Annotated in this window: 23 protein-coding genes and 1 riboswitch; of the genes, 9 read left to right on the top strand and 14 right to left on the bottom strand. The window is 41.9% G+C overall.

Translation table 11 applies throughout. The features are described 5' to 3' along the window. Nucleotides 1-21 precede the first annotated feature (21 nt). From BSM4216_RS14555 to BSM4216_RS14530, 6 genes are all read right to left on the bottom strand, one after another. On the bottom strand, nucleotides 22-216 hold the full coding sequence (locus tag BSM4216_RS14555) for a YbdD/YjiX family protein (RefSeq protein ID WP_004439467.1): 195 nt from the start codon (nucleotides 214-216) through the stop codon (nucleotides 22-24). 4 nt (nucleotides 217-220) lie between these two features. Next, nucleotides 221-2,296: a carbon starvation CstA family protein gene (locus BSM4216_RS14550; RefSeq protein WP_048624168.1), complete on the bottom strand. Its 2,076-nt coding sequence runs from the start codon at nucleotides 2,294-2,296 to the stop codon at nucleotides 221-223. 364 nt (nucleotides 2,297-2,660) lie between these two features. Next, nucleotides 2,661-3,410: an ABC transporter ATP-binding protein gene (locus tag BSM4216_RS14545; protein ID WP_048624167.1), complete on the bottom strand. Its 750-nt coding sequence runs from the start codon at nucleotides 3,408-3,410 to the stop codon at nucleotides 2,661-2,663. Next, on the bottom strand, nucleotides 3,407-4,174 hold the full coding sequence (locus BSM4216_RS14540) for an ABC transporter permease (protein WP_048624166.1): 768 nt from the start codon (nucleotides 4,172-4,174) through the stop codon (nucleotides 3,407-3,409). The genes BSM4216_RS14545 and BSM4216_RS14540 overlap by 4 nt, the downstream gene beginning before the upstream one ends. After that, the gene (locus BSM4216_RS14535; protein WP_048624165.1) at nucleotides 4,171-4,461 is read right to left on the bottom strand and encodes an MTH1187 family thiamine-binding protein; all 291 of its coding nucleotides are present in this window, start codon (nucleotides 4,459-4,461) and stop codon (nucleotides 4,171-4,173) included. Before BSM4216_RS14535 ends, BSM4216_RS14540 begins: the two co-directional genes overlap by 4 nt. Further along, nucleotides 4,458-5,468 carry an ABC transporter substrate-binding protein gene (locus tag BSM4216_RS14530; RefSeq protein WP_048624164.1) on the bottom strand — a complete coding sequence of 337 codons (1,011 nt, stop codon included), beginning with the start codon at nucleotides 5,466-5,468 and terminating at the stop codon, nucleotides 4,458-4,460. The genes BSM4216_RS14535 and BSM4216_RS14530 overlap by 4 nt, the downstream gene beginning before the upstream one ends. Nucleotides 5,469-5,607: 139 nt before the next feature. Beyond that, nucleotides 5,608-5,717: riboswitch (TPP riboswitch) on the bottom strand. A gap of 224 nt (nucleotides 5,718-5,941) precedes the next feature. Here BSM4216_RS14530 and BSM4216_RS14525 point away from each other — a divergent pair. The 3 genes from BSM4216_RS14525 (at nucleotide 5,942) to BSM4216_RS14515 (ending at nucleotide 6,631) form a co-directional block, all read left to right on the top strand. Further along, nucleotides 5,942-6,157, top strand: coding sequence for a DUF1659 domain-containing protein (locus tag BSM4216_RS14525; protein WP_004439433.1), 216 nt, complete (start codon nucleotides 5,942-5,944; stop codon nucleotides 6,155-6,157). A 21-nt stretch (nucleotides 6,158-6,178) separates the two neighbouring features. After that, nucleotides 6,179-6,397, top strand: a complete 219-nt coding sequence (locus BSM4216_RS14520) for a DUF2922 domain-containing protein (protein ID WP_004439431.1) — start codon at nucleotides 6,179-6,181, stop codon at nucleotides 6,395-6,397. Nucleotides 6,398-6,487: 90 nt separating this feature from the next. Beyond that, nucleotides 6,488-6,631 (top strand): YvrJ family protein, encoded by a 144-nt coding sequence (locus BSM4216_RS14515; RefSeq protein ID WP_004439428.1) that lies wholly within the window; start codon nucleotides 6,488-6,490, stop codon nucleotides 6,629-6,631. 147 nt (nucleotides 6,632-6,778) lie between these two features. On the opposite strand, the gene BSM4216_RS14510 is transcribed toward BSM4216_RS14515, so the two are convergent. Together BSM4216_RS14510 and BSM4216_RS14505 are read right to left on the bottom strand one after the other, a co-directional pair. Beyond that, nucleotides 6,779-8,059 (bottom strand): ArsB/NhaD family transporter, encoded by a 1,281-nt coding sequence (locus tag BSM4216_RS14510; RefSeq protein WP_048624163.1) that lies wholly within the window; start codon nucleotides 8,057-8,059, stop codon nucleotides 6,779-6,781. 185 nt (nucleotides 8,060-8,244) lie between these two features. Beyond that, nucleotides 8,245-9,579 carry a hemolysin family protein gene (locus BSM4216_RS14505; protein ID WP_244878021.1) on the bottom strand — a complete coding sequence of 445 codons (1,335 nt, stop codon included), beginning with the start codon at nucleotides 9,577-9,579 and terminating at the stop codon, nucleotides 8,245-8,247. 447 nt (nucleotides 9,580-10,026) lie between these two features. On the opposite strand from BSM4216_RS14505, the gene BSM4216_RS14500 reads away from it, so the two are divergent. Further along, on the top strand, nucleotides 10,027-10,596 hold the full coding sequence (locus tag BSM4216_RS14500) for an FAD-dependent oxidoreductase (protein WP_004439420.1): 570 nt from the start codon (nucleotides 10,027-10,029) through the stop codon (nucleotides 10,594-10,596). A gap of 32 nt (nucleotides 10,597-10,628) precedes the next feature. Here the strand turns inward: BSM4216_RS14500 and BSM4216_RS14495 are convergent, their stop codons facing one another. Then, on the bottom strand, nucleotides 10,629-10,811 hold the full coding sequence (locus BSM4216_RS14495; RefSeq protein WP_004439417.1) for an SE1832 family protein: 183 nt from the start codon (nucleotides 10,809-10,811) through the stop codon (nucleotides 10,629-10,631). 129 nt (nucleotides 10,812-10,940) lie between these two features. Further along, on the bottom strand, nucleotides 10,941-12,392 hold the full coding sequence (gene cls, locus BSM4216_RS14490) for a cardiolipin synthase (protein ID WP_048624552.1): 1,452 nt from the start codon (nucleotides 12,390-12,392) through the stop codon (nucleotides 10,941-10,943). 393 nt (nucleotides 12,393-12,785) lie between these two features. On the opposite strand from cls, the gene BSM4216_RS16800 reads away from it, so the two are divergent. Then, nucleotides 12,786-12,929 carry an Lmo0850 family protein gene (locus BSM4216_RS16800; protein WP_156179267.1) on the top strand — a complete coding sequence of 48 codons (144 nt, stop codon included), beginning with the start codon at nucleotides 12,786-12,788 and terminating at the stop codon, nucleotides 12,927-12,929. 151 nt (nucleotides 12,930-13,080) lie between these two features. Here BSM4216_RS16800 and BSM4216_RS14485 read toward each other — a convergent pair whose 3' ends face one another. The 3 genes from BSM4216_RS14485 to mgtE form a co-directional block, all read right to left on the bottom strand. Further along, on the bottom strand, nucleotides 13,081-14,439 hold the full coding sequence (locus BSM4216_RS14485) for a hemolysin family protein (protein WP_048624161.1): 1,359 nt from the start codon (nucleotides 14,437-14,439) through the stop codon (nucleotides 13,081-13,083). Between the two features lie 461 nt (nucleotides 14,440-14,900). Further along, on the bottom strand, nucleotides 14,901-16,214 hold the full coding sequence (locus BSM4216_RS14480) for a hemolysin family protein (protein WP_048624160.1): 1,314 nt from the start codon (nucleotides 16,212-16,214) through the stop codon (nucleotides 14,901-14,903). A gap of 291 nt (nucleotides 16,215-16,505) precedes the next feature. Continuing rightward, on the bottom strand, nucleotides 16,506-17,864 hold the full coding sequence (mgtE, locus tag BSM4216_RS14475; protein WP_048624159.1) for a magnesium transporter: 1,359 nt from the start codon (nucleotides 17,862-17,864) through the stop codon (nucleotides 16,506-16,508). A 295-nt stretch (nucleotides 17,865-18,159) separates the two neighbouring features. On the opposite strand from mgtE, the gene BSM4216_RS14470 reads away from it, so the two are divergent. Next, complete coding sequence (locus BSM4216_RS14470) at nucleotides 18,160-18,933, top strand: hypothetical protein (protein ID WP_004439400.1); 774 nt, start codon at nucleotides 18,160-18,162, stop codon at nucleotides 18,931-18,933. A gap of 336 nt (nucleotides 18,934-19,269) precedes the next feature. On the opposite strand, the gene BSM4216_RS14465 is transcribed toward BSM4216_RS14470, so the two are convergent. Further along, nucleotides 19,270-20,439, bottom strand: coding sequence for an MFS transporter (locus tag BSM4216_RS14465; RefSeq protein WP_048624551.1), 1,170 nt, complete (start codon nucleotides 20,437-20,439; stop codon nucleotides 19,270-19,272). An 803-nt stretch (nucleotides 20,440-21,242) separates the two neighbouring features. Here BSM4216_RS14465 and BSM4216_RS14460 point away from each other — a divergent pair. From BSM4216_RS14460 to BSM4216_RS14450, 3 genes are all read left to right on the top strand, one after another. Then, nucleotides 21,243-22,307 (top strand): D-alanine--D-alanine ligase, encoded by a 1,065-nt coding sequence (locus tag BSM4216_RS14460; RefSeq protein WP_048624157.1) that lies wholly within the window; start codon nucleotides 21,243-21,245, stop codon nucleotides 22,305-22,307. A gap of 86 nt (nucleotides 22,308-22,393) precedes the next feature. Continuing rightward, on the top strand, nucleotides 22,394-23,767 hold the full coding sequence (locus BSM4216_RS14455) for a UDP-N-acetylmuramoyl-tripeptide--D-alanyl-D-alanine ligase (RefSeq protein WP_048624156.1): 1,374 nt from the start codon (nucleotides 22,394-22,396) through the stop codon (nucleotides 23,765-23,767). A gap of 239 nt (nucleotides 23,768-24,006) precedes the next feature. After that, entirely contained in the window at nucleotides 24,007-25,350 is a 1,344-nt protein-coding gene (locus BSM4216_RS14450) for an ISLre2 family transposase (RefSeq protein ID WP_048622768.1), read from the top strand. Nucleotides 25,351-25,713: the final 363 nt, after the last annotated feature.

Genomic DNA, 25,713 nt, shown 5'->3' with positions numbered 1-25,713 from the left:
AACGGGGTCCTTTCTAAACAGTCAGCAGCAGCGATTCACTTTGCCGCTTTCATATCGTTCTTTCAAGGCAAACAGATAATATTCTTTTTCAGACATTATCGGTTTGTCAGGATGCGCCTTTTGGTGATGCTCCAAGTACAATTCGTAGTTAGGAAGTCCAAAAATCGTTTTGATGTTGCATCTTGTTTTTTTGATCCATGTCCTTACTTTTTCCAAAATGTTAACCTCCGATCGAAGTGTTCGAATATTTGGATTGAACAAACGGAGCTTCTCTCAATTCAATCTTTTGCTTTTTGATGATAATGCTGTACCATACCCGGATGGAATCAAGAATCAATAGAATGACGATAGCGATAAAGATTGCTGTAATGACAGCATCTAGCCGGTCGTTAAATACAATCTGCTTCATGACATCCATATTGGGGGCAGGTGCCAGTACTTGACCTGCGTCAATGGCTTTTTGATAAATTTTTGCGTGCGCCAAAAAGCCGATAGCCGGTACAGATGAGAACAGCTTCATGAAGGCAGCAACCAATGTGGTGACGCACAAGAAAACGAAAGGCACGATTGTGACCCAGCTGTATTTGGCTTTGCCCATTTTAATAATTAACGTAGTTCCCACGGCCAGCGCGATCGCAGCAAGCATTTGGTTGGAAATTCCAAACAGCGCCCAAAGCGAGTTGATTCCTCCGAATGGGTCGATCGCTCCTTGATACGTAATGTAAGCCCAACAGAGCGTAATCAGTGCGGATGCAATGATATTGTACAAATAATGATCAGTTCGCCCGAACGGTTTATAAAAGTTGCCGATAAAATCTTGCAGCATGAAACGACCGATTCTCGTTCCTGCGTCAATGGTCGTTAAAATGAAAACCGCTTCAAACAGAATGGCAAAGTGATACCAGAATGCTTTAGCCCCTGAAAGGAAATTCGTAAAAATTTCGGCCATTCCCACGGCCAGCGTCGGCGCTCCTCCGGTACGAGACATAATCGTCGCTTCTCCAATTTCTTTAGCCGCATTCGTAATTTCATCGGGGGTGATTTGGAATCCCCATGAAGAGATGACAGATGCGGCGTGAGCAGCGTCAGTTCCGATCACCGAAGCCGGAGCGTTCATGGCAAAATATAGTCCCGGATGGATAGCGCAGGCGGCGATCAAGGCCATAATGGCGACCCCTGATTCCATCAGCATGGCTCCGTATCCGATGGTCCGTGCATGGGATTCCTTTTCAATCATTTTAGGCGTCGTTCCCGAAGCAACGAGAGCGTGAAATCCGGAAACCGCCCCGCAGGCGATGGTAATAAATAAGAACGGGAACAAATTACCTGCAAAGACCGGACCTGAGCCGTCAATAAAACGGGACACCTTAGGCATTTGCAAATCAGGAAGAACGACAATGATACCGACAGCCAATAGTACGATGACTCCGATTTTCAGGAAAGAACTCAAATAGTCCCGTGGCGCCAACAGCAGCCATACAGGCAAAATGGAAGCGATAAAACCGTAAATCCCAATCATGATGGCAAGTTGAGGCGCTGTAAACGTAAACATTTTGGCTAAAACAGGAGACTCAGCCACAAACTGACCGCCCCAAAGCGCCAACATTAACAGAACGATTCCGAGCAGCGATCCTTCCAGCACTCGTCCCGGACGGATGAAGCGCATGTAGAGACCCATCAAAATGGCGATTGGAATCGTGGAAGCAATAGTGAAAACTCCCCAAGGCGAATTGACAAGCGATTTCACGACAACTAACGCCAGAACAGCGATGAGGATGATCATAATGGCAATAACGCCGATAGAAGCAATTAGCCCGCCAAACGGACCTACCTCTTCTTTGGCAATTTGTCCAAGCGATTTTCCGTCACGACGCATGGACCCCATCAAAATCACGGCATCTTGGACAGCTCCACCGAGCACGACACCGATAATAATCCAAAGCATCCCCGGCAAATATCCCATTTGAGCTGCCAAAATCGGACCTACAAGAGGACCGGCCCCTGCAATGGCTGCAAAATGGTGGCCAAACAGCACCCACTTGTTGGTCGGAACAAAATCTTTTCCATCGTTGTGAATTTCAGCAGGAGTTGCCCGCTGATCGTTCAGCGCAAAGATTTTATTGGCAATAAATTTACTGTAAAAACGATAAGCTACGGCGTAGCAGGATACTGCGGCTACCACTATCCAAGCGGCGGAAACGGTTTCATTATTGGCTAGCGCGAGAATGGCTAGCGCCGATGCGCCTAAAATGGAAACAGCCGTCCAAATGATAATAGAAATAATTCCGTTTTTCATAGAAGTACCTCCCTGTAGAAAGAAAATAATTTAAATATTCAATTTTAAATATATTCTAACTTTTTTGTTTCTTTTCTTCCAGATAAATTTTTCATTTTTTCATGTTTTTTTGATTCTGTTCTATAACAGTTCCATATTATGTAAGATTAGGAAAATAGTTCTTTGGATAGATAGATCAAAAGGCGAGGAAATTCGTTTTCACCATGACCTGTATCGAAATAATTGGAAAAATTTGATTTGATTCCTTCATCAAATGTTGCCATTCACCATGGTTTTAAAAAAACGAGAACAGCCATACAGGCTGTCCTCGTTTGGATAGCAATGCTCGGCACTTTTATGAAAGGACTCTCCGTCCAACAAGATCTCAAAATCCGGTCGTCTTTTCGCCTCGAAGAATTTCATAAATGTTTCTTTTCCAATCAAAAAATTCACTTTCCAAAAAAAGCGATGGCTGACGCGGTCTTGAAAATGGCACGGATATATCTGCCAGTATCCGTGCCGGCCGTTCGGAAAATATCAGAATTCGGTCCGATAAAAAAAGCGCTTCTTCAATATTATGAGTGATAAACAAAACCGTTCTTCGGTATTGCTCCCAAATCGACATCAACCACTTTTGCATTTCCAAGCGCGTAAATTCATCTAAAGCCGAAAAGGGTTCGTCTAAACACATAAGCGATTGCGGACTGATCAAAGCGCGCAAAAAAGAAGCTCTTTGCTGCATTCCACCGGATAGTTGATGGGGGTAGGATTTCTCGTGGCCTTCAAGACCGGCTGCCGCCAGCATGCTTCTAGCTTTTTCTACCTCTCTTTTTCCTGTCAGCTCTTGTCCAAGAAGCACATTATCCAGCAAGTTTCTCCATGGAAGGAGAGAAGGATGTTGAGGCATAAAGCTTACGTGTCCTTTTTGACCGGTGATGTTTTTTCCGTCCAACACAATCTCTCCGCTGTCTGGCACGATAATGCCTCCGATTAAATGAAAGAGAGTGCTTTTCCCGCTTCCCGAGGGCCCTAATATGGATACAAATTCCCCTTTTTGGAGGGAAAAGGAGAGATCCTGGATAACCGGCTTGTCTTCAAAGCTTTTATATACATGTTTCACTTCCAAGTGGGTCATCTTTTATCGTCTCCTTTCGGCTGCCATTTCATCAGCCTCTTTTCCAACAGGACGATGGCAAGAAAGAAGAGGAGGCTCAATGCCATAATAACAAATATCGCGACAAACACTTTTTCCGTTTGAAAAGAGGAGGAAGCAATCGTCATGAAGACGCCGATCCCTTCTTGAGCGCCGATCCATTCCGAAACTACTGCTCCCATTACGCTGTAGGCAGCGGAAATTTTTAATCCGGAAAAAATGGACGGAAGGCTTCCGGGAAGCTCCAGTTTTAAAAATAATTGCGATTTCGTAGCACCGGCCATTTCCATATAATACCTCAGCTCATGCGGCACTTGCCTAAAACCGTCCAGAGCAGCGACGGCCACGGGGAAGAAGCAAAAGAGTGTAATAATAATGATTTTCGGAAGAATTCCAAACCCGAACCAAATTACGAGCAAAGGCGCCAATACAATGATCGGGATATTTTGAGACAAAATCAGAAACGGATATACCGCTTCCTTAAGTTTTGGCAGCAAATGAAGACAAACGGCAGCTAAAAAGCCAAACCCGCAGCCGATCAAATAGCCGGTTAACGATAGTTTTACAGTAGCGATAAAATGCGGAAGAAAATCCGGAAAAACTTTCACTCCAGTTTTGACAATGGCGGAAGGGGCGGGCAGCAGCCAGTTGGGAATATTCACGAGCCGGGCTATCGTTTCCCAGACAGCTAAGAAAAGGAGGAAGATCGCAACAGAGCGACCTCCCTTTGAAAAAATGCGTTTCATCGATATTTCTCCGTCAATTCATCCATGGTAATCCCATCTGGCCGAAATAAAATCTTCACCTGTGAAATGACGCTTGGACATCCTGCTTCCACCATTTTTTCATTCATTTTTTGAATAATGGGAAGTAAATCTTCCAAGTTTCCTTCCATTGTCGTTTCCAGCGGATGGACTTCATATTTCACTCCTGAGTTGGCTATCACTTCTATCGCTTCATCCACATAGGGGATCACGTCTTCTCCATTTTTGGTATGGGGAATGATTTGAATACTGACTAATGAATTGCTCATTTTTCTCCTCCTTTTGCATTCGGCAAGAATTGATTCGTGAAGGCTTTTTGGACGTCAATTCGCTTGTCTAATACGTGATGGTCGTACATCCAATCAGCGTAGTTTTCCCAAACTTCTTTCTTTTGCTCTCCCCAGCGTGGAGCATCATCTTGATATCTTGGGGAAAGCCATTCTTGGCTTTTCATGACGAGCTTTTTATCCAAATCGGGAGCTCCTTTTAACAACAAATTGGCCGCTTCTTTTGGATGGTCGATGGCATACGTATAGCCTTCAGAAACAGCAGCCATAAATTTTTTGGCGATATCGGGCTGGGTTTGAATCAGTTTTTCGTTCGTGATGATGACAGGGGTGTAGTAATCTAGTTTTTTGGAAAAATCCTTCAAATACAACATGTTGAGTTTTTCCCCTTTTAATTCGGCGTCGATTCCTTCCCATCCGTAAAAAATCCAGGCAAAGTCAACATCCCGTTTTACAGCGGTTAAAAAGTCGGTATTACCGATATTGAGAAATTTCACTTTGTTAACATCAGCTTTTTGCAGCTGCATGATCGATTGTATAACCGCTTTTTCAACAGGAGATCCCCAGCTGCCGTATGTTTTTCCTTCAAAGTCTTTCGGTGATTGGATATGCTTTGCTACAGGAGAAGCAAATCCGGATGTATTATGCTGGATCACAGCTGCGATGGATACGAGCGGAATCCCTTGTGCACGCGCTTGTGTTACCTCTTCTTGCGAGCTGATCCCAAATTGAGCTTTTCCGGAAGCTACCAGTTGATTCGGTCCGCTTTCTCCCGGCTGCAAAATCGTGACATCAAGACCGTGCTTTTGGAAAAATCCTTTTTCTTTCGCCACGTAAAGACCGGTGTGGTTGGTGTTGGGCGTCCAGTCAAGTACAACAGACACTTTTTTTACATCTTTCGTGTCTTTGGCTGTTTGATCTTTTCCCCCTTGTTGGCCACAGCCGGCAAGAAGAAAAACAGCCGACAGAGCAAGAAGCCATTTTTTCATTTTTGTTCCTCCTAATCTATTTTTTAAGATGTTGAACCGCAATCAGGCAAAAGTCAATCTTTTCATGGAGGCAAATGGGAACAAAAGAAAAGCGTCCGGGTTGATCCCGAACGCCATATTTTCAAACAAGAAAAAACCGCCTGTTTGAGAATATGTTCCCTACGCTGGCATCAACCAGATCAGGTTCGAAGGGTCAGCATCTAGCGGATGCTTTCTCAGCCGGCACTACCGGCTCCCCTACAAATTCTCATCTTGGACCTATCAGCGCAAGATTCAACTTTCCGCTGATTGTGGTTACGTTATTCCATTTTCTATTTTTTAGTATGACTGAAAAATCTTTTCTTGACAAGGGGTTTAAACAGAAGAGTGCATATGCCGGGTTTTGAGTTTTCTAAGTTTTTGAGATATAGAGCTGCTTATGGTGTCTTGTCCGGACATTTTTTTCTATATAAGGAGTGAAAGGAGGGGAGAACATGGCAGAAGCTAATTTGAAAGCATCGAGTTTGCGGTTGGTGTTCGATTATGGTTTGGATGAAAAAGGAAAGCCGGTTTATAAAGCGAAGACTTTTTCCAACATCCGGTTGGAAGCGACACCGGATCAGTTGAGCCAAGCTGCCAATGCTTTAGGTTCGTTGTCGGATAAGCCGCTTGTGAGAGTCGAACGCAGTGATCAGTCGGACATTTTGTAATGAATGAAGGAGGGGAGAAATATGGCTAAAACGCTTGAACTGCAGTTTAAAACGGAACTTGGGAAAACAGCGTCCATTACGGTGGACAGTCCGAAAGAAACGCTCAGTCCTGCAGAGATGAAAATGGCCATGACCAGCATCATCGCGGCTAACATTTTCCAAACGCCAAACGGTTCATTGGTTGGAATCCAAGGTGCGCGGTTGGTAGAACGTAATACTACTGACTATTCACTTGAGTAATTTCCGGTCCATCCATGATGAATGATCCCGTATGATAGGTTCATGCGGGATCATTCTTTCCGAACATTGACGAAGAATAGGAGGGGGAAAATGGAACAATTACTTTCATTCATCCAAGATGTAGGGTTTCCGATCGTGGTGACATTTTATCTGTTGTATCGTGTGGAGACGAAGCTGGATGACGTTATCCATTCGATTCAAACCCTCCCCGAACGGATGCGGATGAAAGCTTAGCCTTAAACCGATTCCATTCCAATGGCAGAGCCCTGCGCCTTTGAATCTATTGGTAGAGGCCGGGGCTCTTGTCTTTCAACGACATCAAAAGGGACAACAGAACCCTCCTGTTTTGATAGGAAAAGATGTGCCGGCTTCTCTTTCGGTCTACCATAAATAACGAAGATAAATATAGACGCTTGAGATAAGAATCGAAATAAGCATAAGCGGAAATCCGATTTTTAAAAACGAAGTGAAGGTGATTTTGACGCCTAGTTGGGCGGCAAGACCGGCTACGATTAAGTTGGCGCTGGCGCCGATCAACGTACCATTTCCGCCAAGACAGGCACCAAGAGATAAACTCCACCACAGCGGTTCGAGATTCTTAATTCCCAAATCGCCCATCGTTTGGACAAGCGGGATCATGGTGGAAACGAAAGGAATATTATCGACAAACGCCGAAACAATCGCGCTTAGCCATAAAATCAAAAACGATGCGATCGTCACATTCCCGCCGGTTATTTCTATCGCCTTTTTGCCGAGTGCGGAAATAAGTCCTGTTTCGACCAGCCCGCCCACAATGACAAACAGTCCTATAAAGAAGAAAAGGGTTGTCCACTCCACCTTTTTCAAAGCTGATTCCAAATATTCTCCTCCCGTCCATAACAACAGTATGAAAGCTCCTAACAGAGCGATCACGGCTGTTTCAACATGCAGAAGCGGATGGAAAAAAAAGCCGACAATCGTGATAAGCAGGACGGACAAACATTTTTTCAAAAGTACTGCATTGGTTATTTCTTTTTTTTCATCCAAAGCGAGCAGCTTTTCTTTGAGAACTGCCGAGGTGGTGAGCTGTTTTCGAAACAAAAAGGCGAGAATGGCGATCGTAACGAGCAACACAAGGAAACAGACGGGGGCCAAGTTATTCATAAAGGACAGAAAGGTTAATTCCTTAACGGCGCTTCCGATCATCATGTTCGGCGGATCGCCGATTAATGTGGCGGTTCCGCCGATGTTGGAAGCGAACACTTCTCCTAATAAATAAGGAACCGGGTTGATTTTCAAGCGGTTCGTAATGTTGAAAGTCATCGGCACGATTAAAAGCACCGTTGTCACATTGTCCAAGAATGCGGAACCGAAAGCTGTAATTAAGGAAAGGATAATAAGCAATTTGATTGGATCTGCCTTCACTTTTTTGGCCGACCAAATGGCAATGTAATGGAACAAGCCTGTCTCTGAGGCAATCGATACTATGACCATCATGCCAATCAACAATCCGATCGTATTAAAATCAATATGATCAATGGCCTGCTCCTGTGTCAATACGCCAAATACAATCATCAACAATCCACCGATTATAGCAACAATGGTTCGATGAAATTTTTCTAGAATAATAAAAATATAGGTAATGATAAAGATGCTCAATGCAATGATAGCTGCTTGGCTCAACGTATATCCCACCTATTCAACCACTCTTCAAAATTCTTTCCATAATAAAAATACTACTCCTATGCATTTGAAAATACAATTCATTTTGTGCGGAATTTTTCTATTTTTTAAAAAACAGGACTTCATCGTGTCTATGTATACATAAAGAGGTCCTGACCCAAAGGCAGAACCTTTCTCTATATGACTTATGAAAAATCTTCCGTTTGATGATCCGGTTCGTCCGTTTTTTTCGTGATTAAAATTTTATCTACACGGACATCGTCCATATCGATGACTTCCAGTGTCAAATGTTCAATATCGATTTTATCTTTGACGGCGGGAATTTTTCCTAAATAAAGAATCATAAAGCCGCCGATCGTATGATAGGAGATTTTGGATTCAATATCAGGAAGCTCTTCGATATCAAAATACCGTTTAAAATCTTCTATGCTGACAAGCCCATCAACAAGCCAAGTATGGTCATCCCGTTCTATAATTTTCGGTTCATCGGGGTCGTCTTCCCCGGGAATCTCCCCAATCAGTTCCTCCATAATGTCATGGAGAGTGATCAGCCCTTCAATTCCTCCGTATTCATCAATGACGATCGCCTCGTTGCGGCCTTCTTTTTTCATCGCTTCCAAGGCATGATACACTTTCATTGGTTCTGGGAGGAAAAGAGCGGGCCTTAATATGCTATGTAAATCAATCGGTTCTTGGATCAAGCTTTGAGTGAGCAAATCTTTCGTGTGGATCATTCCGGCAAAGTTATCTAAATCTCCGTTTCCAGCCGGATAAATGGAATGGCCTCCTTCGATGATTTTTCTCAAATTGATTTCTAACGGATCTTCCAAGTCGATCCAAGTCAACTGAGTGCGGGGCGTGAAAATATCATTTAAACGCAAATCGCCTAAATTAAATACTTGCTCCACAATTTCATGTTCTACTTCTTCTACGATTCCACTTGATACACCTTGTTCAATCATGTGCCGAATTTCCTCTTCCGTAACCGAACGGGCCGGCATCAATTGAATGTGAAACATCTTTAGAACGAAACGAGACAGAAAAGTAAAACAGCGCACAATCGGTTTGGTTATTAGTGCTAGCCAATACATTCCGTTGGCAAGAGCAATAGCCGTTTTTTCAGGACGATTCAATGCGACTCTTTTCGGAACCATTTCTCCAAAAATAACGATCAGCAATGCAATCAAAACGATCACGAGAACATAACTGATGAGATCGATATATGGCATAGACGGGAAAACGGCGAAAAGCCAGCGAGAAAGCTCTTTAGCAATAGATATGCTGCTGATGGCGCCAATCGTCATCTCAATCAAGGTCAGACAAATTTGAATCGAAGATAACAGCTGATTTGGTTCTTTTGCTATCCGAAAGGCCCTCTTCGCTTTTTTTGCACCTGATTTCGCTTTTTCTTCCAATTCCGATTTGCGTAAAGCGACAATGGCCGTTTCCATCATGGACAAAATTCCGTTCATGAAAATGAGCAATAAAATGATGATCATGGAAGTCCATATCCTATCCAACGCGTATTCACCTTTCTTCTGTAAGAAATACAAGGTCTACTTTGAACATACACAAACTTTTCCAAAAAGTACAATAGAATGATTATTCAGTGTGGACCATCCAACTTGCTGTAGAACGATTTTTGTCATAAATATTGGCTCTGACAGCAAGGGATCATGTTTGGAGAAAGCATTGGTGAAACATGTATAACCAACGATTTTGTGCTGCTTGGCTCCATCATCTTCTCGTTGATTTCCGTAAAAGTAAGCGATTGATGATAGAAAAAGTCCATAAGTGTTTATTTCATTAGTATGGAATTTTCGACTGCAAACAAAACATTCCACGCCCATTTTCCCGAAAAAAAACGGAATCGTTTTCGTTCGGATGAAAAGTATGGAAATTTTGAAAAATACCACCGGCAATGTCATAATAAAAATGGAGGAATGAAAGGAAAAGGGGATGAAAACATGTTTGAAATTGCCATTATCGGCGGAGGCCCTGCCGGCGGAAGTGCTGCTCTTTTTACCAGCAAAGCCGGAAAAAGGACGTTGGTTATTGATAACGGGAAAAGTGTAACCAAAAGAGCGTGGATTGAAAACCATTACGGTGTTGCGGAAATAACGGGACCGGATTTAGTAGAAATCGGTCGAAAACAATCAGAAAAATTTGGTGCGGAATGGGTGGAAGCGGAAGTAACAGACGTGAAGAAAACAGACAATGGTTTTGAAATTGTGACAGAGAAAGGCCGCTACGAAGCGAAACAATTGATTATTGCTACCGGAATGCTGACGAAGATTGCCGAAACGCTTGGATTAAAGGTGAAAGCAGGAACGGAACCGCGCGTCAAACAGATCATTGAGACGGACGGTCAAGGGCGGACTAGCATGGAAGGTGTCTGGGCAGCCGGAGTTGCGGCAGGGACAAGCGTTCATACAATTATCACTGCAGGCGACGGAGCCAATGTGGCGATTAATGTCTTGAGCGAGATGAACGGCGAGCGCTATGTCGACCACGATGTATTAAAATCGTCGAAATAAAAAAGTTGACTCCACTAGGGGTCAACTTTTTGTCATTCTTCGCATTTTAACAACTGTTCATTCAAATATTTAAGCTGGTCTTCCATTTGTTTTAACATCTTTTCCGCATTGGAGACGCTTTGGCCTGTAGATTCCAGTTTTTCTATATCGCCTTGAATGCGGATATAATCCATCTTGATTTCTTTTATGGCATATTCAATGTCGGCCCGTTTCAATGTCGCCCCTCCCGATCAATCGTTATTCCCATTATATAGAAATTGAGATGAGATTGCTATCTTTATTTTTTTATCAAATAGGCCAAACACGGCAGAGATGGAAGCGGACGACAACAGAAAACAACAGCCTTATAAAATTGGTGAGAGCAGCCGCGAAATCGATTCTTTAAAGCGAATTCTGAGAGGACGTAATTGATAACGATCAATCGTTAATTCTTGGCATTTCGTTAAATCTTGCTTGAAAAATTCCGATAGGTTTTGAGCTGTTTCTTCATGATAAATAAAGGCATTGACTTCGAAATTTAACCGGAAACTTCGGACGTCAATGTTCGCTGTTCCAACGGAGCTGATCTTTTCGTCTACGATAATCGTTTTAGCATGAATAAAGCCATTTTCGTAAATGTAGACTTTTGCTCCAACTTTCAATAGCTCCCCGATATAAGAAAGGGTCGCCCAATAAACAAAAATATGGTCAGGTTTGTTAGGAATCATGATGCGAATGTCTTTGCCGGACAAAGCGGCGATTCTAAGAGCGTCGAGTAAACTGGCATCAGGAATAAAATAAGGAGTCTGAATGTAGATTGATTTTTCGGCATTGGAAATCATTTTGATATAGCCGTTTTTAATGGCTTCCCATTCCGAATCAGGACCGCTTGTCACGATTTGAATGGGGATTTGTCCGGCCGGACGGGATTCCGGAAAATACCGGTCTGAATATTGGATATCGTAGCGTGTCGGCGCCGCTTGATTCCAATCCAGGATGAAGCGTGTTTGAATCGCATGAACTGCTTTTCCGGTAATTCGTAAATGTGTGTCACGCCAGTAGCCAAATTTGGGATTCAATCCTAAGTATTCATCCCCCACGTTAAACCCGCCGACATACCCGATTTTCCCATCGATAATGACCAATTTTCTATGATTGCGGTAATTTAATCGTAAATTAATTAAAGGTATGCGGGACGGGAAAAACACTTCCACTCGGCCTCCGGCGGCTATTAAATGACGGAATGATCTTTTCGACAACCGCCTAGACCCCATTGCATCATAAAGAATTCTAACTTCGACTCCTTCTTTCGCTTTTTTTGTTAAAAGCTGAATCAGCTGTTTTCCGATGTGATCGGCACGGAAAATGTAATATTGAAGATGAATGTGGTCTTTTGCTTTGGCGATGTCTTTTAGTAATGCCTCAAATTTTTCTTGGCCGTCAACAAATATGTCTATATCGTTGTCTTGAGTGAGCACCGCGTCATTGTTGATAAGATGCATGTAAATTAAATCGCGGTTTTTTGCGGCATGTGGATCGCGAAAATCAAATCGGTCTTCTTTTAAAGCAGCGATTTGCTGGTCAATCATTTTTTCTATCCCGATTTTTTTAATATCATCCCAATCAAACAATCGGCGTCTTGTTAAATTTTGTCCAAAGATTAAGTACAGAATAAATCCTACGAGAGGGATAAAAAACAATACTAACAGCCATCCCCACGTAGCGCTTGGTTCCTTCCTTTCCAAGAAAATAATGACGCCAGCAAAAAGGATATTCAGAAGAAACAAGAGAATTAATAAAATTGCCAATATTTCCATATTCATCCCTGCCAACTTCCAGCTATTGAATTGGTTATTCTTCATCCCTGTTTTAAATGGAAATAGCAGCAGCCATCTTGTATAAAGAAGGGGACACTTTATACTTAGCATATTTTATCAGTATATTCCTTTGTTTGCTATAACGATACCTTATTTTTCTTTTTGTTTAGGAAAGGATTCGATGATTTTTCATTAAATGATAAGAATTTATTAAGGAAACTGTACTATCATGGTTTGCAAGAGGACCGCCGCTTTAAATGCAAGGATGGGGGAGGGATGATGGGCTGTTAAGAAGAGGAGATAAAGGTCAATATTTTTTCAAAAAAAAGATGAAACTGTTTGCCGTTTGATTCGTAGAAAAAGTATAAACTTCAAAATGAAGAGGTGTCTGTTGTGGTGAAGGACAGTGAGCGGATCGCAAGAGTAATCAACAAGCTTTCCAGTTTGGGCGTTAAAGTAACGAAAACGAAGTCTCGCTTGGATTTGTTCCGAGCTCTACAAGGATATAAAGATATCAGAGGAATTGTAAAGTTGTAAAGGTGTTTACATAGTTTAGTATGCGCGTATAAAAAAATCCACCTTATGATTGAATGGATGTTGAAGGTCATTCGTTGTCTGAGAATTCAGGGTAAAGACACCGTAAGAATCGTGAAAAAGGCGCCGGGATGAATTCCTGGCGCCTTTTTCGTTAAGAGATGGCTTCATTTTCCGCGAGCGAAATTTGTTTGGTCGGTGCTATTTGCTCTTCAGGTGATTCTTTTTTTAGAACTTCAATATATTTGATATGGTGATCCTCCATATCTAAAATACGAAATTCATAGTTTTCATAAAAAATAACATCCCCTTGGCTGGCATCATAGTTTTTCGTTAAAACCCAGCCGCCAATCGTGTCGACGTCTTCCTCTTCAATTTCCAGTCCAAGCAGATCATTTACTTCGCTGACCAGCACCTTCGCATCCAATATAAAATGATGCTCGTTGATCTTCCGAATCAAGGGAACTTCATCCAAATCAAATTCGTCGCGAATTTCGCCGACAATTTCCTCAAGAATATCTTCTACCGTAACCAAACCCGCCGTTCCTCCGTACTCATCCATTAAAACGGCCATATGGATTTGTTCCTTTTGCATTTTGATTAACAAATCATGAATAGGAATGGTATCGATCACTCTTATAATGGGGCGGACATAGGATTCGAGCGTTTGTTGGATGTTTTCTTGGTTTTGCACGTAATCTGTAAGGATTTCTTTTAAGTTTACTAATCCGATAATGTGGTCTTTATCCCCATCAATAATAGGGTAACGGGTAAATTTTTCTTCTTTGACGGTCTTTATAAAGGATTCTATTGTTTCATCTTTGGAAAGAGAAATGATTTCGGTACGGGGAACCATTATCTCTTTTGCAATTCGATCACCGAATTCAAAAATGTTGTTGACATATTTATATTCGGACTGGTTAATTTCGCCGCTTTTATAGCTTTCAGAAAGAAGAATGCGCAGTTCTTCTTCCGAATGGGCCAGTTCACTTTCCGATGTCGGATTTAAATCAAAGATTCTCGTTACGAGTCGGGATGAACCGTTTAACAACCATATAAATGGGAACATGATCCGATAAAACCAAATGAGCGGCTGCGCCACAAATAGAGTGATAGCTTCTGCTTTTTGAATGGCGAATGACTTTGGCGCTAATTCTCCTACCACTACGTGGATGAAGGTAATCAAGGCAAAAGCAATTCCCACTGACAAAATGTGTTGAACGGAATCGGCTAAATTCATGCTTTCAAATATCGGGTGAAGCATGCGGCCTACAGCAGGTTCGCCTAACCATCCAAGCCCAAGTGCGGTAATCGTAATTCCCAATTGGCAAGCCGACAAATATTCATCCAGGTGCGTAATGAGAGTTTTGGCGGCAACGGCTCGTTTGCTGCCTTCCTCAATCAATTGGTCGATCCGCGAGCTTCTAATCTTTACAATGGCAAATTCAGAAGCTACGAAAAACGCCGTTATTGCAATTAACATAACGACAAGAACCAGACTAAATATGTCCAAATAAATTTCCTTATCTCGCTGAGACGGCGAGTAAGGAGTCACCTCCTAAAGTATTTGAATGGCTTTATTGTTATATTTTTTCTTTATTGTGAATAACAAATAGTTCTTAAGTCGAAAGAAACAGGTGAACGGACGTCAAGAAAAAAAGCATCAATGTCCCATTTTATCACCCCAAATTCGTGTTTAAATTAACAATATTATAAAAAATACTTGAACTCCCGTCAATTGGAGGCTTTATTTCCCTATTTTATGGCGGGGAAAATGGTTTTATTCTAAGTCATCTTAAGATGGTTTTCAAGATTTATACACTTTTATCTAAAAAAGTATTGGAGTCTTTTTGAAAACAGGGGATTATCGCCTATGAACTCATTGGAGAGAGGAGACTGGTGAAATGAGCGACTTTAAGCATCTTCGCCTTTGAAAGGATGGGGAGGCATGGATGCTTAAAGTCTGATGAAAAGTTAAACCCTTGAGGGAGTGGTGCTGACTTTAGAAATTTCTACATACAAAATATGGTGTCCGTCCATTTCTGCAATCTTAAATTGGTACGGAAGATATTCAATAATATCTCCTTCGGCTAAATCATATTTTTGTGTGAGGAGCCATCCTCCGATAGTATCAACATCTTCTTCGTCCAAAGCGGTTCCGAGAAGATCGTTCACGTCTTCGATCAGCACTTTGGCATCTAAGAGGTAATGGTTATCTCCAATTTTGCGGATAAGAGGAACCTCGTCTGTATCAAACTCGTCCCGAATTTCACCTACGATTTCTTCCAGGATATCTTCAACCGTTACAATTCCGGCAGTGCCGCCGTATTCATCCAGAAGGACGGCCATATGCGTCCTTTCCTTTTGCATTTTTACCAAAAGGCTCTGAACAGGGATCGTTTCTATGACGCGGATGATCGGCTTGACATAGTGTATAAGCGGCTTTTTCTTATTGTTTAAATTAGACACACAGTCTGTCAATACTTCCTTCATGTTAATCATGCCGATAATGTTATCTTTGTCTCCGTCCGTAATCGGATATCGGGTATACTTTTCCGCTAAAAGCGTTTCTAAAATATCCTCTAACGTATCGGATTGATCAAAACTGACAATTTCCATCCGCGGCACCATAATTTCTTTTGCCAGGCGGTTGTCGAATTCAAAAATTTTATTGACATATCGGTATTCCGATTGGTTGATTTCACCGCTTTTATAGCTTTCTGACAAAATGATCCTCAATTCTTCTTCAGAGTGAGCGATGTCGGTTTCGGTCGCAGGCTTTAAACCAAATAAATGAGTAACAAGCCGTGCGGATTGATTTAATACCCATATAAAAGGGAACATCACCCGATAAAAACCGATCAATGGCTTTGCAATCGCCAGCGTAATCGCTTCGGCTTTTTGAATGGCTACTGATTTAGGAGCAAGTTCTCCTAAAACCACGCTTAAAAACGTGATAACGGAAAAAGAAATCAAAAACGAAAGTACATGAGCGATGTTGTTTGGCAAATGCATCGCGCGGAACAACGGATGGATGAGAGCCTTTACTGTAGGCTCTCCAAGCCAACCAAGTCCTAAAGAGGTAATGGTAATCCCTAATTGAGTGGCGGATAAATAGGAATCCATATGGGTAATAATTCGTTTTACGGCCACTGCTTTGTTGTTTCCTTCTGATACGAGTTGATCAATTCTAGAGGATCGCACTTTTACGATGGAAAATTCTGCTACTACGAAAAACGCTGCGAAAGCGATGAGCGCAAGAATAGCTATGATTTTGACGGTAATCAAAGCGTGAGGCTAGTTCCTGAGGGCGATCCACCTCTTGAATCTTAGCGTTCCGATTCAACGGAAGCCATTAACAAAGGGAAGATCGGCTCTTTTTGAAAATAGCCTCCCACACCTCCTATAATAATTTTCATGTCTATATCTATTGTCCTATTGTATCATAATTCCGATTTAGATCAGCAGTGAGAGCACCAAATTGGTAAACTTCATCGATTAATGGAAAAATATAGAGTAACGAGAGCTCTATATATAGGTTCTCTTTATCTTTCCCAAATAGCAAACTTTCACACCTGTTTAAATTAACCGATCCAGGAACCAGGAAGCGATCGTAAAATAAATGAGAAGTGAAAAAATATCGTTAATGGTCGTAATCAGCGGACCGGATGCTACTGCCGGGTCAACTTTTAATTTGTACAAGATCAGTGGGATCACCGTTCCGGCCAAAGTTCCGATGATGAGCGTGAGAAGAATGGAGAGGCTGACCACCAATCCGAGAATGGCGCTTCCTTGCCAGAAAAAAGCGATCGCAAACAAAAGAACAGAACAAATCGCACCGATAATGACGCCGACAACGAATTCACGTCCGACTAATTTTAAAGCTGTTTTCATATTAATGTCTTTAGAAGCAAGGCCCCTCACCACCACTGCCAATGATTGTGTTCCTGTATTTCCGGTCATGCCTGCAATCATAGGCATGAAAAAAGCTAAAGCGACTACTTTTTGCAATGTTGCTTGGAATCCTGAAATGATGCTTCCGGAAACGAGGCCGATAAACAGCAGCAAGATCAGCCATGGAAGCCGTCGAAAGGCCGCTACAGGCGCTTTTGTATCAAAATCGATCGCTTTCCCTGAAGCGGAAAGTTTTTCAATGTCTTCATTCGCTTCTTGTATGACAACGTCGATAATGTCGTCGAACGTGACGATTCCTTGCAAAACTCCTTCTTCGTCGACAACCGGTATCGCCAAAAAGTCGTAACGTTCAATGAGCCTGGCAATTTCTTCTTGGTCGGTTAGAACGGATACTGAAATGACACGCTCATACATGATATCCTTGATTTTGGCGTTTATATCAGCGAGAAGAAGATCGCGGTAGGAAACAACGCCCACCAGTTTTCGGTTTTCATCAATTACGTATAAATAGTTGATGGTCTCAGCATATTCTGCAAACGTCTTTAACTTATCTACGGCTTCTCTCACCGTATAATAATTGCGAATCCATACGAAACGGTTCGTCATGAGACGGCCGGCCGTTTCAGAAGGATAATTCATCATGTTTTTAATGATGGTGGACTCTTCTTTTTTCATTCCGGACAAAAACGATTTGATTCTTTCGGGAGACATGTCGTCGAGCAAGGACGCAAGGTCGTCGTTGTCCATATCGTCTAAGACCTTCCGCGATTTTTCTCTCCCGAGCTTTTTCAAAACTTCAAGCTGTTCTTCATGACCCAGCTCTTGAATCATATCGGTTAGGACGGGAATGTTTAGCTGTAAAAGAAAACGCAGTTTATGTTTTTCCGGTAAATTTTTATAGATCGTAGCCATATCGTAGGGATGCAATTCTTCCAAAAGCTTTTGAAAGTCTGTTTTTTTCCCTTCTTTTAAGGCTTTAATGACAAGAAGCGTCATTTGATCTTCTGTCAAATTTTGAATCACCGTCATTCCCTCCTTTAATGGGCTAAGTCCTTATTATAAATCGAAACATAAAAAATGGAGTCGTATGTTTTGGAATTCCCGGCTCTTTCTGTTCTCCGGCGTGATGAAATGCGGAGGAAGAATAGCCTATATTCCAAATCACAATAGAAATAGAATAAATCTAATGACAGAACGAATTTTTATTGCTTCAATCATATTTTATCATACGTCTTTTCACCTAATTTTGCTAAAATAGTAATGAGAATATGTGTATCGGATGGAAAAAGGAGATTGGGAAGATTCGGAGGTCATAAGATTGAGAAATCATGGGATTATGAAGGAGCTTATTTATATTCATTTAAATGCGGTTCATCAATATACGATGTCATATGGAATTGAGTTCCGCGAGTTTGTAAAATGTCTCCCCAAGGAACTGAATAATGTTTTGCTTTTGAAGCATAACTTTGACTACAGCGATTTTAACATGCACACTCTTTTAGATTATGTGGAAAAAGACAATTTGGATCGGCTGCTGAAAGAAGATGTGTATGAATATGGCGACTTTTGCTGGCTTGACTTTGAAGACACGGACGGGCTGAATGAATTGGAGGGGCAGGAAATCGCCGAGCTCCTTTATTTAGGGCACAGCAAACAGCATTTAAGCGATCCTTTTTACAGCAAACTGAATAACCGCTACGTATATTTATCCCATGATGATGGCTGGTTCAATAAAACCTATTATCGATTTTTAACCGATTTTTATTATATGCTCGGACATGTGATTGCTTTGAAAATGAGCCATATAAGAGGAGAAAAGGGGCTGTTTAATCTGAAAAGAGGGAGAGAATTTCCTTCGGTTCCGAGGGATGTGATCGCTTCCTTCAAAGACAAGATGAAAGAAGGCATGGTCATCTCCATATCTAGAGCGAATCAAACTCGACATAAAATTGAAATTCCCGTTTGGGTAATAGGGGATTATATCAATATGGATGAAATGGTGGATGACTATTTGGATAAAACGGGAGAGACTCCGGACGGGCAGCTGGTCTATGATAAAAAAATGCGGGAATGGAGCGCTTTATTTAAATAGAGAAGCCGACAAAACAAACGAAGGAACTCTGTATACCAGGCGAAGGTTAAGCAGCACTTGGCTTGCGATCTTTGTGAACCACCATGGCCAAATGATGTTTTGACCAAGACAGTAGAGCAATAGAATGGTGAAAGCCAATACTGGAAAGAGAAGAGCTCCGAATTCTCCTTAAGACGAAAAAAGATCTGAACTGCTAGTATTTTCTGACGGAAAAATATGCGTTCTCCTAAATGAGTGTAAAAGCCTCTTACGAAGACTGTAAGAGGCTTTTATGGCAAGTCCTTTTTCGGCTTGGAATTCGTATACAAGTTTAAGCAATTTTCTGAGCGAACTTTATTATTTGGCGATGGTTTTGCGGACAGAAACTTTTGCTTGCTTTGGCTTAATCATCATTAACAAGATGGAAATAATCGCAAGGGTACAGGCAATGATAAATGGCGTGTGGGCAGAAATGGATTCTCCTAGATATCCTGACAACACAGGAGCAACAGCTGCCCCGATCCAGCGGATGCAATTGTAAGTACCGGATGTAACCCCACGTTCATAAGGAGATACTTCCACCACGTAGCTTGTAAACAAGGCGTTGTTTAACCCGCATGCTAAACCGGAGACGATGACGATGGTAATCAATGCGATGCTGGAATGCACAAAGAATAAGGCCCCGACTAACATTGCAAAAACAAGTAAACTAAACGGCAAAATTTGTTTTGGAGAATATTTTTCTTCTAATTTGTGAGCTAAACCGGCAGATCCGTATGCAAGGAAAAGCCCCCATCCACAAAACACCAAGCCGATTTGAATGGCTGAAAGTCCAAGAGTAAGCGGCGTATAAGCCAGAACAACGAAAAATCCATAATAATAGAGCATTCCCGAAAGCGAGGCAATCAAAAAAGGCGGGAACGTAAACAAGTTTTTAAGGTCTTTCAATCCGGCCGGTTTACGCGTTTGTTTAGACGACGGTTCAAATACAAAGAACGCCACAAGCAAAAATGCAGTAAAAATCAAAATGCCGGTCGCAATGAAAGGAAACCGCCAGGAAAAATCCCCAAGCAGACCGCCCACTAAAGGACCGCCGGCCATACCTAAACCGATGGCGGCCTCATATAAACCAACCGCTTTTTGGGCATCGTCGGACAGAGCGATTAATAATGTCATAGCGGTAGCGAAAAACATCGAATTGCCAAGTCCCCAGCCGCCTCGGAAAATGGACAATTCCGGGATATTTTGGGAAAGTCCGCATAACAATGAAAAAATCGTTACCACGATAAGACCAGCAACCATAAGCCTTTTATCTCCGGCGCGGCTGGCCAAAATGCCAGCGGGAATCATCATAACGGACATGATGAAAATATAGGCGGTAAACAGCATTTCTACTTGCCAATGAGAAGCCCCGATTTGCTCGGCAATAACCGGCAGGATCGGGTCCACAACTCCTATCCCCATAAACGCTAAAAATGACGCAAATACGGTAATCAATCGCGCTCGTGCAAAATTTCTTTCTTCCATGAAAAATCCTTCCTTTCTGTATTGGTTTAAAACGATGGACCAATCAAAATCAGGCTCGTTTTTAGGTCGACTCACTCGTTCGTTCGCTCGTTTTTCATTGAGAGTGGCCAGACGTTCGCACTTGCTTGTTCCATCGTTTTTTGAAGCGAAACGCATGCGGGAAAAAAGCAAGCCTTCTTTTTTGATGAAAAACAAACAGTTTCTTTTTTCACGTCCTTTCCGGCGCCGGAATGATGTTGCCCAAGTTCGTTTTTTGCCGTTTATTCCTTGTATAAAATAATATATTCAGCCATTATGGTATCAATTTACATTTAACGTTAACGTCAAGGTTAGATTTTGTCAATGATTAAAAAAATCAAAAGGCTTATTTGTTTCCATTATTTTTGCATTCATGGGCTGTTCTTTTTAAGGCTGGCGTTTTTATAATGCGAATATAAGAATAAAAACGATCTCCACTTTCTAATCTATTTTCGGATTGACCCTTGATTTCCGGTTTCTTGTGGAAAAAGCAATGGGGAGCTTTTAAAGAAATTTTTTCCAGACTATGACCATTTCAGGAAAGTGAGGCGGACCATTCCAAATGGAACCTTTCTGCCTTTCTTTAGTAAACAGGAAATCTTGAATAAAGAACGAAAAGCCATGTATTATCCAGATTTTCTTAAAATTTCATAGTGTGATTGCATATAATCATATGAAGAAACGTTTTTCCGGCATGTAAAGAAATGATAAAATAGAAATGTTATTCAATGAACAGGAATAGAATGATTTTTCTTAATGAAAATCAACAATATTGGAGGTTCGTGATGAAAACGAAAGTTTGTTTATTATATGGCGGGAAATCAGCGGAACATGAAGTTTCCCTTCAGACAGCCAAAGCGGTGACGGAAGCGTTGGATTTGGAAAAATTCGACGTGTATCCGGTTCATATAAATAAAGAAGGACAATGGATTAAAGGACCGAAATTGGAAAGACCGGCAGAAAGCGTGGAAGATTTGCAGTTTTCGCCTCAAAACCAAGAGTCCACTCATCCGTTAGCGGCTTTCCTGGAAGGCGGTGAAGAGTTTGATGTGGTCTTCCCGCTTTTGCACGGACCAAATGGTGAAGACGGCACAGTTCAAGGGATGCTTGAACTTTTAAACATTCCTTATGTCGGAAATGGAGTCTTAGCCTCGGCGGCGGGAATGGACAAAGTGATCATGAAACATATATTTGCAGAAGCAGGCCTTGACCAAGTCGATTATGTTTGGTTTACGCGCAGCCATTGGGAAAAAAATCAAGAAGTAACATACGAATTAACGGAAAAAGAAATCGGCTATCCTTGTTTTGTGAAACCGGCCAACCTCGGTTCCAGCGTGGGAATTAACAAATGTTCCAATCGAGATGAATTGGAAAAGGCCTTTAAGGAAGCTTTTCAATATGACCGTAAAATCATTGTGGAACAGGGAGTAAAAGCGAGAGAAATAGAAATGGGAGTGCTCGGGAACGATGATCCGAAATGTTCCGTACCGGGAGAAATCGTTCCTAAAAAGGAATTTTATGATTATAAAGCGAAATATCAAGATAATAGTACGCAATTGATTATACCGGCAGAAATTTCTGAGAAAGTTAAGGCAGAGATGGAGCAAATAGCGATCAAAGCTTTCCAAGCTTTAGATTGTTCCGGACTGGTTCGTGCCGATTTCTTTTTGACAGAAGACGGCCGAGTTCTGATTAATGAGGTCAATACGATGCCGGGATTTACCCCCGTCAGCATGTTTCCGCTTCTTTGGAAACATAGCGGTTTAGATTACCCTCAGCTGATTGAAACATTAATTGATTTGGCCATAAAAAGGCATGAGGAAAAACAAAAGATCAAATACACCGTTTAAAAGATCAAATACACAGTTTCATAGAGTGGACGCGGTTTTTCAAAATGCCGCGTCTGTTTATTCCGAGGAAGAAAAGGTGAAGGGAAATGATTGTCAAAACGATTCAACAAGTTGCTGAAATGATGGGAGCACCATATGAACTTTCCCATAAAGACATTGTGATTCAAGGAGTGAGTATTGATTCCCGAAAAATCGAAAAAGGGAATTTGTTTGTCCCTTTAAAGGGAGACCATACGGATGGGCACCGTTACGTCGAAACAGCGTTTCAAAATGGGGCAGCTGCTTCCCTTTGGCAAAAAGATGTTCCCAATCCACCGGAACATTTCCCGATCATTATGGTGGACGATACATTGGAAGCGCTCCAACGTCTTGCCAAAGCATATCGTGATGAACTGTCGATCAAAGTGGTAGGTGTAACCGGAAGCAACGGAAAAACGACTACAAAGGATATCATCAGCAGCCTTTTGTCGAGTCGATACCGCGTTCAAAAAGCGGAAGGAAACTACAATAATCATATCGGATTGCCTTTGACGCTGCTTTCCTTGAAACAAGATACAGAAGCAGCGATTTTAGAGATGGGAATGAGTTCAAAAGGGGAAATTGATTTTTTGACGCGGATGGCTCGACCGGATATAGCCGTTATTACCAATATTGGAGAAGCTCATCTGTTAGATTTAGGTTCAAGAGAAGCGATCGCAGAAGCAAAATTTGAAATTATTAACGGCTTAGACAAAAATGGTGTGCTTGTTTACCACGGCGATGAACCGCTTTTGGAGCGACTAGTCCAAAATACGCCTCATTTGACGGTGAAAACGTTTGGGGAATCGGCAAAAAATGATTTATACCCGACGAAAATCCGTCAGACCAATGAGGGAAGCCGGTTTTCCATTAATACAGAACCGGAACGAGAATTCTTTCTTTCAGTGCTCGGTAAGCATAATGTGTTTAATGCATTGGCTGCTATTCTCGTTGCTCGTGAATTGGGGATCTCTTACGATGAGATTGAAGACGGCTTAAAAAAGATCGAATTAACTAAAATGAGATTGGAACTTGTAGAGGGAAGCAAAGGAGAAAAAATTATCAATGATGCATATAATGCAAGTCCTACCTCGGTAAGAGCAGCGATTGATTTGGTTTCCGAACTTCAAGGCTACGAACGGAAAATTTTAGTTCTGGGCGATATGCTTGAACTCGGTCCGAAAGAAAAGCAATACCATGAAGAGATTGGAAAAGAAATCAATCCACATGCTATTGACTATGTGTTCACCATTGGTGAATTAGGCCAATATATTGCGAAAGGTGCGAAAACCGTATTGCCGGAACACCGCGTTTTCGCTTTTATGGAAAAAGAGAAACTCGTGGAAAAGCTGAAATCCTTGTTAACGGGAAATGAACTGATTTTAGTGAAGGCATCACGAGGTATGAAATTGGAAGAGGTCGTCCATCTTTTACAAGCGTAATGCTGTTTTTCGATGAAAACGGAACGCTTTTATTTGCTTTACGGAATGTATGAGTAAAATTATTGTGGGCAAAATTTAACCCCCTCATTTGTTGAGGGAACGTTAGAACGCTCAACAAATGAGGGGGCCACCAAGCGAAAGCGCGGTAGTTAATAAGCAAATAACATGAAAAAGAGGGTTACTCCTTGGTAGAATCTTAGTCAACCAAAACTAAATCACAAACAAAGGAGTAACCCCTCATGCAAAAGAATAACACAGTATATCCAAATTTAAAACAGATTGAGCAATTAGTTTGGAGGCAATTACAGGAAACCTTCTCAAAGGTCATGAAAACACTATTAGAGGACATGGACAAGCAGATTGCTGAAGAACGAAATAAAAAGCGTTATCGTCTACTCGATAAGCGTATCACCACTATTATCAGTCTTTTTGGAGAAATAAAGGTGAAACGGAACTACTACCGAGACAGGGAGAAAGGTGAATATGTCTATCTGCTTGATCGCTCTTTGGAATTCGAAGGGACCGGCTCCTTTAGTCCGCTGATAGAAGAAGCGGCTCTAGAGCTTGCCATTACAGGGCCATCCTATCGAAAGGCAGAACACACGCTTGAAACACTTTTAGGATACCGAGTGATTAGTCACGAAGCTATACGTCAACACCTGTTACAGATTGAAAGTATCCCAAAAGAGCGACAGCCTGTAAACTATCCTGTCCTATTCGTGGAAGTGGACGGCCTATATGTGAAACGTCAAGGAAAAGGAAAACGGGGCAAGGAAGAAAAAATTGCAGCGGTTCATCAGGGCTGGGAAATCAACGGAAAACGAGTAAGTTTGAAAGACAAACGCCATTTTATTCACCGTGGGAACCAGCCATTTTGGGAGGCGTTTGAGGATTTTCTCATTGAAAACTTCGAGTATGACCCAACTGTCCATAAGCTAGTAATAAACGGGGATGGTGCCGGATGGATTACAGCCTGTCGAGACCATTTTAAAGGCAGGGCATTCTTTTCAATTGACCGTTTCCACGTGGCAAGGGATATTCGCAGCTTATTCCGTAAGCATCCTCGCTATCGCCAAATGCAAAAGGCACTAGCGTCCTATGACAGTCAGAAACTACTTACGGAATTAAACAGTGCTGTTGGAACACTAGAGACAGAGGATCAGGAAGAACGTCTTGACCAATTGATTCGTCAACTAGAAAAATATCCTGAAGCCCTCGGGGATTACCGGAAGTGGCTCCAAGAACAAGGTATTGACACCAAAGGAATGCGTCCAATGGGAAGTGCCGAGGGAACGATGAGTGTCTTCGCAAAAAGGCTCAAAAATGGACGTAGCTGGGTAGAAAAAGGCGTAAGTGCCATGATTACTGGATTGGTGGCTTTCCTAGACAATCTGGCATTGAAAACATTATTTGGGAAAGTCGAAAGATGGACAGAAACCAAGGAGGAAAAGAATCCACCAAAACATTACGTAGAAAAGGTGACAAGTACAATTGGTGAAGTCACAAGAGACAATCTCCTATACCTAAAAGGTAAGGCAAATATTCCAGTGTACAAGACTTTAAAGGAGTTGGCCGGATTTTAAAAAAGACAAATTTTTTATCAAGAGAGTACCCTAAAATGGTGAATCCGCTTTCATTGTTAGGGAGAAAAAAACTGCCCACAAATACTTGACTCAATCTTACGGAATAAAGTCCTTGCTTTTTTCCACTAAGAAGGATAAAGTTATCAGGATGATGGAATTGAATTTTATTCAATGAAATGGTACGATTACCGTAAATTGTTTATTACGCTTTCATGGGCAGCCCCTGCCCATGAGGCCAGGCATAAAATGTAGTTGCACGTCAGTTGCCCGCAAAAGGCCGATTGTTTCAGCGAAAAAGGCTGCCGCTAGTGGGAGTTTCACTTTGTTATTCATCTTTCATATCAATCCGCCAAAGGAGTCGGC

It is taken from the genome of Bacillus smithii, from assembly GCF_001050115.1.
In the GTDB taxonomy this organism is placed as follows: domain Bacteria; phylum Bacillota; class Bacilli; order Bacillales; family DSM-4216; genus Bacillus_O; species Bacillus_O smithii.
This window is presented reverse-complemented; position numbering and strand designations above follow the sequence as displayed.